Here is a 13,196-nt window from a genome sequence, read left to right as displayed (position 1 = left end):
GGACGTTCACGTGCTCCTGTCCCGAGGCGTGTCCAAGAGGTCTCGTCTGGCTGGGATAAGTTCTCACAAGACTCGTCTCGAGCCGTCACCCAGGTCGAGACAGCTTCGTGGGGCCGGTCGGATTCTCCCAACTGTACACATGTGCGCTTCGAACTGCCCGTAATTTCGCGCAAGGATATTTGCATATGATGATGAAGCCACAAAGGGAGGAAAAGGGGCGAAAAGCGGGTAAGGGGCGGCAGCGTTGCGCGTGGGGGTGGTCACTTGCTGGGACTTCGCAGGGTGATGGTCTTCTCCCGAAGTAGCGTCGACCTGGCGGTTGCCGTTGGGGATGCTGCTACTCGCTTTATCGAAAGAGGGTTCGGTGTCGTTGTGACCCCGGACGGCACCCGCGGTTGGCGCCTTAGACTCATTCAGGACAGAGTTGGTGGCGGTGTGCCCGGGATCAGGGCCGGACTCGAAATATCAGTGGAGCCGGTGGCGCGTGGGTTCCGGGCAGTGGCGCGGCCCGGAATGTGGAAGGCCAGGAGCCTCGGGGCTCGCCTGTGGGCCTCTCTGCTTTGGCCGGTCGTCGCTCCAGGCGTCTGGCTGAGGTTGAGGGCTGCCAGACTAGATGATCTGGCCATCCGGATCGTGGGGGAGTCCATCGGGAGTGCGAAGGGCAGGCGCTCTCGGGCACGACCTCAGGCTGGTCAGAAACCACGTGCTCATCGGGGCTGAAGGACAGCCACCATCAAAACCCCTTCCCATTCACGGGAATCAAAGGACGAACTCCGCCGTCTGTCCCGGGTCCACGCACATGTCATTACCTACACACTCTATCCTGATTCCGGAGAATCCGGAACTGCCGGTATTGTGAACGCCGGGTTCCGCTGAGCCCTGTCCCGGCGGCACGTGCACGCTGACCTTAACCCGTTGCCGCATAACAGAGATGGTAAGTTGGACGCCTCTGTAGTGGATGGGTACGTCCAGCCGGTCCCAGGCGTCGGGGAGGGCGGGCTCGATCTTGAGGCCCCTTTCGCCGAGCTGGAGACCGGCAAACCCGAACGCGACGACCTGCCACACCCCACCGAGGTTCGCCGCGTGTATGCCCGCTGCAGTGTTGCCTGGCTCGTCCGCAAGATCGAGTGCAATGCACTTCTTCAGGTACCTGTACGCGTCATTGGGCCGTCCAAGCTTGCACGGTGCGATGGCGTGTGCGGACGGGCTCAACGATCACGTATGAACGGTTCTGGGTTCGTAGTAAGACCAGTTGGCATCCTATACTCCCACACTGTACAGGTCAGGCAGCAGATTCAGAAGCATCAGAACATCTGCCTGCTTGACGAGCTTGCTTCCAGCCACACGCGCATGGCCCAATGCGGCACCGACCTGCAGGCCTCCGGTGTCCACGGACGCCGGGTCTATCTACTCGAGCGCGTGGTAACCGTCGAATTGCTCGAGTATGTTGGTTTTTGGATCCGGCTCGGGAAGATACACAAGACCCGATACCCGCTCCATCTCTGCTAGCTCGGAGTTGTCCAGGCCCAGGCGGGCGGAAGTCTCCGCCCACCTCTTGGGCCAGTGTGCGCGCAGGCACCCGGCAATCTCGATGGCCCGGTCCATGTTCCACTTCGCCATGTGGTTGGTGAACGCATTGTTGTTGACGCTGTCGTGGAACTCGTCAGGGCCGGTCACACGCAGGCACTCATACCGGCCCCGCCAGTCGTTCCAGGTCGCCCGGGTCATCCGGAACCGGGCTGCGTCGATGATAATCTCAGCCCCGTAATTGAGCAGGAACTCGAGATCGCCAGTCCACCGCCAGCAGCTCCAGACCGCGTGGGAGATGTCTGCGGTCACATGATCCTCCATGTCGCCGCACCACACGCGGATCCGCTCACCAGTCACTGGGTGCGGATCCGTCCACTCGGGAGTCGTCTCATCTCCGGTGTCGGCACTCTCCCAGGCGAACACCGCACCTTTGTAGCCTCTTTCTGCGGCCTTTCGCCTGTCCGTCTTGGACGCCGCGGACATAGTGTGGAAGAGCGCGAATCTCATCGCCGCCTGGTCGATGTCTGGGCCGGCTATCCGGACGTCGCATCCCGCCCACCGGGCGGCCCAGAGGGAGGAGTGTGCCGCAAGGCAAGCGCCGAACCCGCTCACAGCCGCGCGCGTCCCGTGGGCTTTTGCCGCTGCCGCCAGGGATGATGGGTGAGCCATTCCTCCGGAGCCGTCCTCCAAGTCCCTCGAGGTGAACACCGCAACATACTTGCCCAGGGTCACGGAGTCGCCTTCGGCCAAGTGAACCTGGAAATCGTGGCCCGCACAGGGTCCACCCGCGACACTCGCTGACGGGGGCACAGAGACCGAGACGCGAGTGACGATCTCACGCCCCGCCATGACAACCCTCCGCCCGGAGTTGACGGCGGCTGCGATCATCAGCATCTCACGGTCTGGGGAGGCGCTAGTCTCCTCAACTGCCAGATGTACAGTCCCGGCGTTCGCTACGTTCCCGTCTATGCGGAAGCTCAAGGTGACAGTGCCCGTCCCGGCTTCCACCGTCACCCGATAGCTCATGCACACAAGGTGAACGTCGTCGATGGACTCAAACCGCTCGCTGTCCACGCGGACTGTTCTCCCGCCCGAGTCCACGTGCCTGTAAGTGCGGGAGAGCACCCTGGAAGCCATGTCGAGGGCACGTGCGTAGTCGCGAATCCCACCAGGCTGATCCGTGGAGATCGGTGTGCCGTCGACCGCGAGCCTTATGGCGAGCCAGTCCGGCGCGACCACAGGCTCTGTGGCTTCGCCCGGGGCCTGGTCGAACACTCCTGCGATGAGAGTAGCGGGCTTCCCAATGAAGAGGCCATCTTCGTGGGCGCCTCGGGTTCCCGGATAGCCGTTTGCAGCAGTGAAGATGGTCTCATACGATGCCGCGTTCCGCGAGGAGCAGAGGGTGTCAGTCACCGCCCAATTGCCGCCTGTGGGCGTGACTGCCATGGCGTCTCGGGCGGCCTCCGCTCTCCAGGCTCTCATCTGCACTTCAAGTATATTGGCGAACGCCTCAGTGCCTCCGCCCAGGTGACACACACCCTGGGGCACCCCGTTTGGCTCCTTGCCGACACTGACGTAGATCGCGCCCTTTGCCGAAGAGGTCATCGTCCGGGAATCGCTGCCCTCAAACTCACCGGGCCGAACTCGTCCCCTATGAACATCACATCTTCCGGATGTATGCCACTCCGGCGCGCGACCTGCTTCATCAAGTAGTCCACCAAATCCGCCTTGTCTGTGAGGCCGAACTCGCGGTGCGTGAACATGCGGACGTGCAATCTCCGGGGCTCACCATCTGGGCCGAACCCATACACCTCATAGCCTCGGTTCACGCAGGCGACCAAGCGCCCCTTGCCCCTGGGACTCAGGAGAGAGAAGAACTGCCGGTTCAGGTTGTCGAAGTTAGTGCGGGTGACCGCGGCCACCCATTCTCGCGACAGCCAGCTTGTTGAGGCGTTCGGGCCCCTACTCTACACCGGTGATGCAGGGACTAGGCGTAGGGTTCAGGGGCGTTCGAATGCCCGTGTCATTTGTCGATATGTCTCAGCAGGACATCTGATGGTTCAGGGGGAATGCCTACTACTACCTAGTTCGCTCCAGAGTCCGCGACAGGTGGATCAACGTTGGGGAGTGGTGCTCGTTCGTAAGTACCGGTCGCAGTGAGGCGTGGCCAGGGCATGGCCCACCTCCTGCGTGTGCTTCGGGCGCCGTGGGAATACCCGAGGCATCGGAATGATTCCAGTCGGCTCCTAAGGGGGATTGGAGATGACGGATCTTGGGGACGAGCTCAGGGAGATCGGGTACATGCTCGAGGATGTCCTCATGCTCCTGCTGGACTACGTCTGGATCGTTCGAGGGGGACCCCAAAATGAAGGATTCGATTGCGGCCCCAGATCTGCCGGACGACCCGTCAAGTACCGTGAGGCGGTAACCCGCGAATTTGCCAGGGTGGTTGAGAGTCTGAGTTACAAAGACGCTTTGACAGTCGTGGCCTACCTTGGCCTGATTGCCCGGCCTGCAAGCGGTGGGCCTGGAGACTCGCAAGGCAGCCGTATGCTGCCCAGTTAGCCTTCACTGTGAGCCAGGCAAACCGGACTCCCGGCCCCTCGTTCGAAATGAGAGGGGCCGTCCGGCTGCGCGGTCCACACGGTGACCGCGACGGCTTCGGGGCGCTGTTCCGCCAAGACCGCTGTATCAAGACCCCCGCAAGCCTTCATCTATCCACAGGACCTCCTTCCAGGTCATCCCTTCGCGCTGGCAAGAGGCGTGTGATATAATGATCCATGCACCTTAAGGGCACATTGATCCGATTGGAGGGGAAGCCCTTGAAAGTGTTCGGCATGGATGCAAAAGTAATACTCGTGAGCTTCGGGGTGGCGCTTGCGCTCCTCTTCGCCGGCCGCGAGGTTGTTACGAGGACGTCCATATCAGTTCCTCTCGAGCGGACTCTCCGCCCGATGCAGGAGGTCCGGTCGTATTCTATCGAGCAGACTTCCTACGGACGGGTCCTCAACCTCGAACTCGGTGAGGTCGACGACCTCAGGGAGACCATGAAGAAGGTCCAGGGAGCACTCACCAAGATATCCGGTGGCAATGACATAGAGATCCGGATAGTGGACTCCAGGGACGAAGTACTGTCGGACGTCTTCCACAGGATGCATTTCACCATACACGAGGCAATCGCGACCGGCTCCTTTGCGGATATGGCCCGGGAGGCGGAATCCCTTGCGGAAGCGGCCGAACTCTCGTACGTCCGGGTAGTCGTGGACGAGTGCAATGTCTACGTCACGCTCAGACATGGCCACAATGCCCTGTATGAGGTCGTTCCGCGTGGGCGTGTCGCCGTCGCGGAGGCTCCATCCGGAAGGGCAGGTGTGCGAGTGTGGTGAGAGACATCGCCATCGGCGCAGGTGTCGCCGGGTTCGTCTTCTGCCTGGCAGCGGGATACGACCCGACCCCCTTGATCCTCATAGGTGGGCTTGTCGCGGCGTTCGAACTCATGCTGTCTGGCCGCATAACCGGGCGCCGGTTCGAGATCATGGAGGGCACCCGGCGCCAGCCGGGCCAACCAAAGGTGAGTTTCGCCGACGTGGGCGGGCAGGAGACCGCCAAGCGGGAGCTTGTCGAAGCACTCGAATTCATCAAGAACGAATCCGGCGCGATCAAACTTGGAATACGGCCACTCCGCGGCATACTTCTGAGCGGGCCGCCTGGAACAGGAAAGACTCTGCTCGCAAAGGCGGCAGCCACCTACACCGACTCGGTGTTCATTTCGGCCTCCGGGTCGGAGTTTATCGAGATGTACGCGGGCGTGGGCGCCAAGCGCATCCGCGAGCTCTTTTCAACGGCAAAGAAGCGCGCGGCGGCGCAGGGCAAGAAGAACGCCGTGATCTTCCTGGACGAGATCGACGTCCTTGGGGGTGTGAGGGGCAAGCACCAGGGGCATCTGGAGTACGACCAGACCCTGAATCAGCTTCTTGTGGAGATGGACGGGCTCAGATCCGGGGAAGGCCCCCGCGTGCTGGTGATCGGCGCCACCAACCGGTCAGACTTGTTGGACGCGGCGCTTCTCAGACCCGGCCGGTTCGACCGGGTGGTCGGAGTGGAGTTGCCCGACCGGGAGGGCCGGCGAAGGATTCTCGAGATCCACACGAGGAGGAAACCCCTGGCTGAGGACGTGGACTTGGACAGGCTTGCAGCAGAAACCTTCCACTTCTCAGGGGCGCATCTTGAGAGCCTTGCCAACGAGGCTGCAATCATGGCACTCCGGGACGGGCGCGCCACCATCACCATGGGTGACTTCTCTGAGGCCATGGAGAAAGTCATCATGGGGGAACGAATCGACCGGAAACCTGAAGATTCAGAACTGAGGCGTGTGGCCATCCACGAGCTTGGCCATGCGACTGTGGGAGAAATCGTTCGGAAAGGGTCCGTCGCTGCGGTGACGGTTTCCTCCCGGGGGAAGGCCCTTGGATACGTCAGGCAGTCTCCAGAGGCTGACTCGTACCTGGAGACCGCGGGCCAGCTCCGCGAGCGCATAGCAGTGTGCCTTGCCGGGGCGGTGGCAGAGGAATTGGCCCTGGGGGAGCGAAGTACTGGCGCCATGCACGACCTGGATCAGGCCGTGGAGATCGCCAGGAAGATTGTAAACGCGGGGCTGTCAGAACTGGGCGTAATCAGTGAGCCGGACATCCCAAGAGACAAGTACCACGACGCCGTGGTGCGGATAATCAGCGAGGAAGAACAGAGGGTCAAGTCGATCCTGAGAAGCAAGACCGATTTCGTCAAGGAGACTGCCGACGCCCTTATCGAGTCGGAGAGGATGGACGGTGACGTGTTCCGTGCCCGCCTGGCTGCAGTCTCGTAGGCCTTGCAAGGTTGCGGGAGGTCTTGAGTGTTGAACGCTGAGATCATATCCGTCGGGACGGAGCTTCTGCTGGGGCAGATAGTAGACACCAACGCCGTGTACATCGCCCGAGCCTTGCCGGGATTGGGCATCTCGGTCTATCGCAAGACCGTGGTGGGAGACAACCCCGGCAGGCTCGCGGCGGTTGTGCGAGAAGCCCTCGGGCGGGCGGATATCCTGGTCGTCACTGGCGGGCTTGGGCCGACCGAGGATGATGTCACCCGGGAAGTGGTCGCAGACGTTCTCGGGGTTCCGCTGGTGGAGAGCTCTGAGGTCCTCGCGGATATCACCCGGGTGTTCATGTTGCGCGGCCTGCCGATGGTGGACTCCAACCACAGGCAGGCGATGGTGCCCCGAACCGGGACCGTTATACGTAACCAAGTGGGCACGGCCCCGGGCCTGATTTTCGAACCAGGTGACAAGCGGGTGATCTGTCTACCCGGTGTGCCGCGGGAGATGCGCTGGATGATGGAGAACCACGTGATACCGTACCTACGTGAGTATTGCGCCGTGCAGACTGGCGGCCTAGAGGTGATCCGCTCGCGTGTCATCAAGACTGCGGGGATAGGTGAATCTCGGCTGGAGAGTCTGATTCTGGACCTTGCCCACGGCCGCGACAACCCCACAGTCGCCACCTACGCAGGCGAGGGCGAGTGCCAGGTCAGGGTCACTGCGCGTGCCGCGAGTGCCCGCCTGGCCGACGATATGGTCGCCGCGACGGAGGCGGAGATCAGATCGAGGCTGGGTAGGCTGGTGTACGGAATTGACGACCAGACTCTGGAAGGAGTCGTGGGCCAGCTGCTTACCGCATCTGGCCTGACTCTCGCGTGCGCGGAATCGTGCACCGGCGGCCTAATATCTCACCGATTGACGAACGTGCCTGGGAGCTCCCGTTACTTCGATCGCGGGATCGTTACGTACAGCAACGAGTCGAAAGTACAGGAACTGGACGTCGATCCCTCAACCCTGGCCGAAGACGGCGCAGTGAGCCGGAAGACCGCCACGGAAATGGCACGTGGCGCAAGACGTGTGAGCGGTGCTGATCTCGGGCTTGCGGTCACTGGCATAGCGGGCCCTGGAGGTGGGACGGAGGAGAAACCGGTCGGGCTCGTATACTTCGCGCTTGTCCACAGAAGCGGCGTCATCACCGCCAGGGCGCGCTTCGGGGGAGAACGGGAGACGATCAAGAACCGGACGGCGCAGTTCGCTCTGGACTTGCTCAGGTGGTACCTGGAGGAGGCATCCAGTTGTCCGGCAAGTGCTCGATCATTGTCTTCGTAATCGCATGTGTAGGTCTGTCGATTCTCCTGGCGAGCCTCCACGGCCATGTCAGGTTCAGATATCAGGCTCTTGAACTCGACATCCGAGCGTCGTTCGCCGGGCCGGGGCCCGGCGTCACCAGAGTCGTGGTGCCGCCAATCGGCCGAATCGATGCCGATACCCACCGCGGCCCTCTCAGCCTCACAGTGAGTCTCCGCAATATAGATCTCGACACTGTGCCAGGCATGGTGGCATCCTCCCGTGGCGTGGCCTCTCTGGCGGACGGGCTTAAGGGCGCTGTCCGCGATGTGTTCCCGCGGTTCGCCGCGGCACTTCTGGTCCTTGGAATGGCAGGAGGGCTTCTTGCTGGGCTGATCTTTGGCCTGAGGAGCCCGAAGTGGCTCGCGCTGGCCTGCTGGATCGGGGTGATCCCCGTAGCCGCGGGCTTGGGCCTAGCGGCCGCCACTTACGACGTGGGCGCGTTCTCCTCCAACCCAAGGTACTTCGGGGTGATCGAGGCCGCCCCGTGGATGCTCGGATCCATAGACGAAGGGGCGAACCACGTCGAGCAACTCAGCCTGGGTCTGCAGAGGCTCACCGAGAACTTGTCGTCAGTGTACCGGCCAGTCCATGCCCTGGGCCCGCTTGCGGACGATTCGCATCTCAGAGTGCTCCACGTATCCGACATTCACAACAACCCAGCGGGCCACGACTTCGCAGCCAGGCTCGCTGCCGAATTCGGGGTATCTGCAGTAATCGACACCGGAGACCTGACTGACTTGGGCACCGTACTCGAGGGCAACCTGGCGGACAGGATTCGCGGACTCGGTGTCCCGTATTTCTTTGTTCCCGGCAACCACGATTCACCGTCAGTGGTAGACCGGATCCGCAAGATCCCCAATGTCACAGTGCTCGAAGGGAGCCCCGTCTCGTTTCGGGGCCTCACCATACTGGGCTTTCCCGATCCAGCGTCGCACACGGCGAATAGCGTGCTTCCTACGCGCGCTGAATTGAAGGAAATCTCAGACTCCATAGTAGAGGCGGTCACACGGTCTCGCGAACCTGTGGACATCGTGGCAGTCCATAACGAAGCCAGTGCCGGGGGTGCGGTCGGCGCGGCCCCTGTGATCTTGTGCGGCCATGACCACAAGGTCTCCGTGAAAGAGCAGAATGGATCGGTTATGATCAACGCTGGCACCACAGGGGCGGCTGGCCTGCGGGGTCTCTCGGCGGCTTCCGAACCGCCCTACACTCTTGCGTTACTTCATTTCGAGGCCGTGGCACGTCCGGATGAAGGGGCCGCTCCACGTTGGCGTCTCGTGGCCGTGGACACGGTGGAAGTGTCCAGAGGGCAGTCCGGGTTCGTCGTCAGGAGAGTGCCGGTCGGCCGTTGATGATCGCGCGAAAAATCGCCCGGATAGGTGAAGGCGGGCTCAGAGGAATCCCGAGGGAAACCTGGAATTCCTTGCGCGGGAGGGATCAGTGTGCGAGCAGTCCGGGCTTTCATTGCTGTTGCGCTCCAGGGCCGGGTTGTCGGGACCATCGAAGACTTCATATCCGACCTCCGACACCGGACTCGGCCCGTCAAGTGGGTAGAGCGGCAGAACCTTCACATAACCCTCAAGTTCCTCGGGGATGTTCCCGAGGACCGAATTCCTGCTCTCTCTGATTCGGTGGCGCGAGCTGCGGCTGTGCACAGCAAGTTCAGAGTGTCCTTCATCGGGCTCGGTGCTTTCCCGAACCCGGGCAAGGCCCGGGTGGTGTGGGTGGGCATCGACCGCGGCGGAGCAGAGCTGGAGGCTTTGGCGAAGTCCGTGGAAGCTGAGACCGTTGGCTCTGGATTCCCCCCGCAAGACAAGCCCTTCAGGGCCCATCTAACCATAGGCAGAGTCAAGGGCGATGCTCCCTCCCCCTGGGCCCGAGCTCGTCGAGGCCATCGTGGGCAACGCTCAAAGGCGGTTTGGGGTCATGCCGGTCGAGACTGTGCGGGTCATGGCGAGCAAGCTTACCCCCGATGGCCCGATCTACACCTGCCTCGCCCAGGCTCCCTTGTCGTAGGCCTCGGGATTACTCGTCACCGAACATATGTGCTATAATACCGCTGGGACCAGGCAACCCAGAAGGAGGCGGCTAGCTGGTGAGTGAAAGGCATAAGGCGCTCGAGGTAGCGTTGTCACAGATCGAGAAAGAGTTCGGAAAGGGCTCCATCATGAGGCTGGGCGAGTCCATAGGGGCGGCTGTGGACACCATACCCACCGGCGCGTTGTCACTCGACATTGCGCTCGGGGTAGGCGGTATGCCCAGGGGGAGAGTAGCCGAGATCTTCGGGCCGGAGTCTTCGGGCAAGACGACCGTTGCCTTGCACATCATTGCAGAGGCGCAGAAGCTCGGAGGCATAGCCGCGTTCATCGATGCGGAGCACGCTCTCGACGCAGCCTACGCGAAGAAGGTAGGAGTCGACATCGACAACCTCCTGGTCTCTCAGCCTGACACGGGCGAGCAGGCCCTCGAGATCACCGAGGCCCTCGTCCGAAGCGGCGCGGTGGATGTCATTGTCGTGGACTCCGTTGCAGCCTTGGTGCCCAGGTCCGAAATCGAAGGCGAGATGGGGGATTCCCACGTAGGCCTACAGGCGAGGCTGATGTCGCAGGCTCTTCGTAAGCTCACCGGAGCAATATCCAAATCCCGAGCGTGTGTGATCTTCATAAACCAGATCCGCGAGAAAGTCGGTGTCATGTTCGGCAACCCCGAAACGACCCCGGGTGGGCGGGCGCTGAAGTTCTACGCATCTATTCGTCTAGAAGTGAGACGAGTTGAGTCTCTCAAGCAAGGCTCCGACTATGTAGGGAACCGAACCCGTGCCAAGGTGGTCAAGAACAAAGTGGCGCCGCCTTTCAAGGAGGCGGAATTCGACATCATATACGGTCTGGGCATATCCCGCGAAGGTTCCATCCTCGACATCGGCGATGCCACCGGCGTTATATCGAAGAGTGGCACATGGTACTCCTACGGCGATCTGAGGCTCGGGCAGGGCAAGGAAAACGCCCGGGAGTTCCTGCGAAACAACCCCGAACTTGCAGCGGAGATCGAGACCAAGATCCGAGAGGCGATCGGCCTGGTCCGGCCCGGACGGCCCGCCGGCTCTGATGCTGCAGCCGAGAGCGGGACAAGCAGGCAATGAACACGCCGTGCGGCTCACGCGGGCGAGGGAGTGAACGAACCTTCGCCCGCGCGATGGAGGCGGCATATTCGATGCTTGCTGCAAGGGCGCGCACGGAGCAGGAGCTTCGGGCGGCGCTCCAGCGGCGAGGCTTCTCCTCTTCCCATGTCGATGAAGTGGTCAGGGAGATGACCCGCCTGGGTTATCTCGATGACCCCAAGACCGCCCAGAGGTGGGCGGAGTACGATGCGGAATCCGGCCAGTGGGGTGTCCTTGGGATTGCTCGGCGACTCGCCTCTCGAGGGCTCGATCCCGACCTTGCCGCAGCCTCCGCCCGCGCTGCGTGCGAGGGGCGAGACGAGTTCGGCGTGGCCTTGGCCATCGCGAGACGCAAGATCGCGGCGGAAGGCCCCACGTCAGCTGGGGATGATCGCGCGCTTGAGAGGGTCAAGCGGCACGTCGCAGGGATGCTGGAGCGGCGGGGGTTCACGACGGAGACCATTGCCAGGGTTATCCGAGAGGCTTTCTCCGGGCACGGGGAATGAACTACTGCGGGCGCGTTCATTTAGTCCACCTGCGCGGGCTTTCTCCGGGCACGGGGAATGAACGGCCTTGGCCTGGGTATCACCTGGGGTTTGCCTTGACAGTCATGCAGGACTACATATAGAATCAACACTGGGAGCAAGAAACGTAAGTGTGGTCAAGTTCCAAAACTGCAGTTTGACGTGGGGCAGGTTTGGATATGTGCCCGTCTGAAGCCGAGTTTCTGCTCGGCTTCTGTTGCATTGGGACGCATGGTGCGTGAGATAATCTGGAAACCGGAGGAGGTGGGTTCATATCAAGCTTTGGATGCAGCTACTGACGTACCTTTTGATCGGCGCCGGGGCCATGGGCATTGGCTACCTCATGCGGAAGTTCCTTGCAGAGGCGAAGATCTCGTCAGCCGAGGACGCCGCTAAGCATATAGTGGAAGAAGCAGAGAAAGAAGCTGAGGCGAAGAAGAGAGAAGCCGTACTTGAGGCGAAGGAAGAGGTCCACAGGATGCGTTCGGAAGTCGAGCGTGAGAGCAGAGAACGCCGTGTGGAACTCCAGCGGATAGAGCGCCGGCTGCTCCAGAAAGAGGAATCCCTCGACCGGAAGACTGAGCAACTGGAGAAGAGAGAAAACAACCTGGAGAGGCGAGAGAAAGAAATCGAGAGAACCCAGGCAGAGATAGAGGAGATCTGTGCGAGCCAGCGCCGGGAACTCGAGCGGATCAGCCAGCTGTCGAGCGAACAGGCTCGCGCGCAACTTCTGCGCCAGATCGAATCGGAGATCCGGCACGACGCCGCGATCATGATCAAAGAGATCGAGGCCCAGACCAAGGAAGAGGCGGACAAGCGCGCCCGGGACATAATCACCCAGGCGATTCAGAAATGCGCCGCCGATCAAGTTGCCGAAACCACTGTCTCCGTCGTAGCGCTCCCTAACGACGAGATGAAGGGAAGGATCATCGGCCGGGAAGGGCGGAACATCCGAGCGCTTGAGACTCTCACGGGGATAGACCTGATCATCGACGATACCCCTGAGGCCGTGATACTGTCGGGGTTCGATCCGGTCAGGCGGGAAGTCGCAAGGATCGCACTGGAAGGTCTCATCCAGGACGGCCGGATACACCCGGCCCGAATTGAAGAAATGGTGGAGCGAGCTCAGAAAGAAGTGGACGCAGTGATCCGGGAGGAAGGGGAGCGAGCCACGTTCGAAGTGGGCGCACACGGGGTCCACCCGGAGCTCATCAAACTTCTTGGGAGACTTCGATTCAGGACTAGTTACGGGCAGAACGTGCTTCGCCACTCAATAGAGGTCGCTCATCTGTCAGCGGCCATGGCTGCCGAGCTGGGCGCGGACGTGGCACTGGCTAGGCGGGCGGGACTTCTACATGACATCGGCAAAGCAACCGACCATGAAATGGAGGGGCCGCACGTAGCGATCGGTGCGGAGCTTGCACGGAAGTACCGCGAATCCCCTCAGGTCGTAAATGCCATCGCTGCGCACCACGGAGACGAAGAACCGAAGACCATCGAGGCGGTACTGGTTCAAGCGGCGGACGCGGTTTCGGCCGCAAGACCCGGCGCGAGACGGGAGACACTTGAGACGTATATCAAGCGTCTCGAGAAGCTCGAAGAGATTGCCGACTCGTTCGACGGGGTGGACAAGGCTTATGCAATCCAGGCGGGCAGGGAGATACGCATCATGGTGAAGCCGGAGAGGATCGATGATCTCACCGCAACCAAGCTCGCCCGCGACATCGTAAAAAAGATCGAGCAGGACCTCGAATACCCAGGCCAGATCAAGGTCACTGTT

General features: G+C 61.6%; 14 protein-coding genes. 10 read left to right on the top strand and 4 right to left on the bottom strand.

The annotated features are described in order from the left end of the window. Nucleotides 1-264 precede the first annotated feature (264 nt). The gene (locus NUW23_11945; protein MCR4426876.1) at nt 265-720 is read left to right on the top strand and encodes a hypothetical protein; all 456 of its coding nucleotides are present in this window, start codon (nt 265-267) and stop codon (nt 718-720) included. 39 nt (nt 721-759) lie between these two features. Here the strand turns inward: NUW23_11945 and NUW23_11940 are convergent, their stop codons facing one another. The 3 genes from NUW23_11940 to NUW23_11930 all read right to left on the bottom strand — a co-directional run bounded on the left by NUW23_11940 (nt 760) and on the right by NUW23_11930 (nt 3,452). Beyond that, complete coding sequence (locus tag NUW23_11940; protein MCR4426875.1) at nt 760-1,212, bottom strand: hypothetical protein; 453 nt, start codon at nt 1,210-1,212, stop codon at nt 760-762. Between the two features lie 195 nt (nt 1,213-1,407). Further along, nucleotides 1,408-3,135: a hypothetical protein gene (locus NUW23_11935; GenBank protein ID MCR4426874.1), complete on the bottom strand. Its 1,728-nt coding sequence runs from the start codon at nt 3,133-3,135 to the stop codon at nt 1,408-1,410. Continuing rightward, on the bottom strand, nt 3,132-3,452 hold the full coding sequence (locus tag NUW23_11930) for a hypothetical protein (protein ID MCR4426873.1): 321 nt from the start codon (nt 3,450-3,452) through the stop codon (nt 3,132-3,134). Before NUW23_11930 ends, NUW23_11935 begins: the two co-directional genes overlap by 4 nt. 340 nt (nt 3,453-3,792) lie before the next feature. Here NUW23_11930 and NUW23_11925 point away from each other — a divergent pair, with 340 nt between their 5' ends. The 5 genes from NUW23_11925 (at nt 3,793) to NUW23_11905 (ending at nt 9,087) form a co-directional block, all read left to right on the top strand. Further along, a complete protein-coding gene (locus NUW23_11925; protein ID MCR4426872.1) occupies nt 3,793-4,095 on the top strand; it encodes a hypothetical protein in 303 nt (100 codons plus the stop codon). Nucleotides 4,096-4,352: 257 nt separating this feature from the next. Further along, entirely contained in the window at nt 4,353-4,916 is a 564-nt protein-coding gene (locus NUW23_11920) for a hypothetical protein (GenBank protein MCR4426871.1), read from the top strand. Continuing rightward, on the top strand, nt 4,910-6,394 hold the full coding sequence (locus tag NUW23_11915) for an AAA family ATPase (protein ID MCR4426870.1): 1,485 nt from the start codon (nt 4,910-4,912) through the stop codon (nt 6,392-6,394). The genes NUW23_11920 and NUW23_11915 overlap by 7 nt, the downstream gene beginning before the upstream one ends. A gap of 27 nt (nt 6,395-6,421) precedes the next feature. Next, complete coding sequence (locus NUW23_11910; protein ID MCR4426869.1) at nt 6,422-7,714, top strand: competence/damage-inducible protein A; 1,293 nt, start codon at nt 6,422-6,424, stop codon at nt 7,712-7,714. After that, the gene (locus NUW23_11905) at nt 7,681-9,087 is read left to right on the top strand and encodes a metallophosphoesterase (protein ID MCR4426868.1); all 1,407 of its coding nucleotides are present in this window, start codon (nt 7,681-7,683) and stop codon (nt 9,085-9,087) included. The genes NUW23_11910 and NUW23_11905 overlap by 34 nt, the downstream gene beginning before the upstream one ends. 39 nt (nt 9,088-9,126) lie before the next feature. Here NUW23_11905 and NUW23_11900 read toward each other — a convergent pair whose 3' ends face one another. Further along, nucleotides 9,127-9,546 carry a hypothetical protein gene (locus NUW23_11900; GenBank protein ID MCR4426867.1) on the bottom strand — a complete coding sequence of 140 codons (420 nt, stop codon included), beginning with the start codon at nt 9,544-9,546 and terminating at the stop codon, nt 9,127-9,129. A gap of 46 nt (nt 9,547-9,592) precedes the next feature. Between NUW23_11900 and NUW23_11895 the strand changes: the two genes are divergently transcribed. From NUW23_11895 to rny, 4 genes are all read left to right on the top strand, one after another. Continuing rightward, complete coding sequence (locus tag NUW23_11895; protein ID MCR4426866.1) at nt 9,593-9,751, top strand: hypothetical protein; 159 nt, start codon at nt 9,593-9,595, stop codon at nt 9,749-9,751. A 76-nt stretch (nt 9,752-9,827) separates the two neighbouring features. After that, nucleotides 9,828-10,874, top strand: coding sequence for a recombinase RecA (gene recA / locus NUW23_11890; GenBank protein ID MCR4426865.1), 1,047 nt, complete (start codon nt 9,828-9,830; stop codon nt 10,872-10,874). 71 nt (nt 10,875-10,945) lie between these two features. Beyond that, entirely contained in the window at nt 10,946-11,398 is a 453-nt protein-coding gene (locus tag NUW23_11885; GenBank protein MCR4426864.1) for a recombination regulator RecX, read from the top strand. A 304-nt stretch (nt 11,399-11,702) separates the two neighbouring features. Continuing rightward, a partial coding sequence (rny, locus tag NUW23_11880; protein ID MCR4426863.1) for a ribonuclease Y occupies nt 11,703-13,196 on the top strand: 1,494 nt, incomplete at its 3' end.

Source organism: Bacillota bacterium (assembly GCA_024655925.1).
GTDB lineage: Bacteria > Bacillota > DTU025 > DTU025 > JANLFS01 > JANLFS01.
The sequence above is the reverse complement of the archived record's forward strand: the minus strand, read 5'-3'. Positions and strand labels throughout refer to the sequence as shown.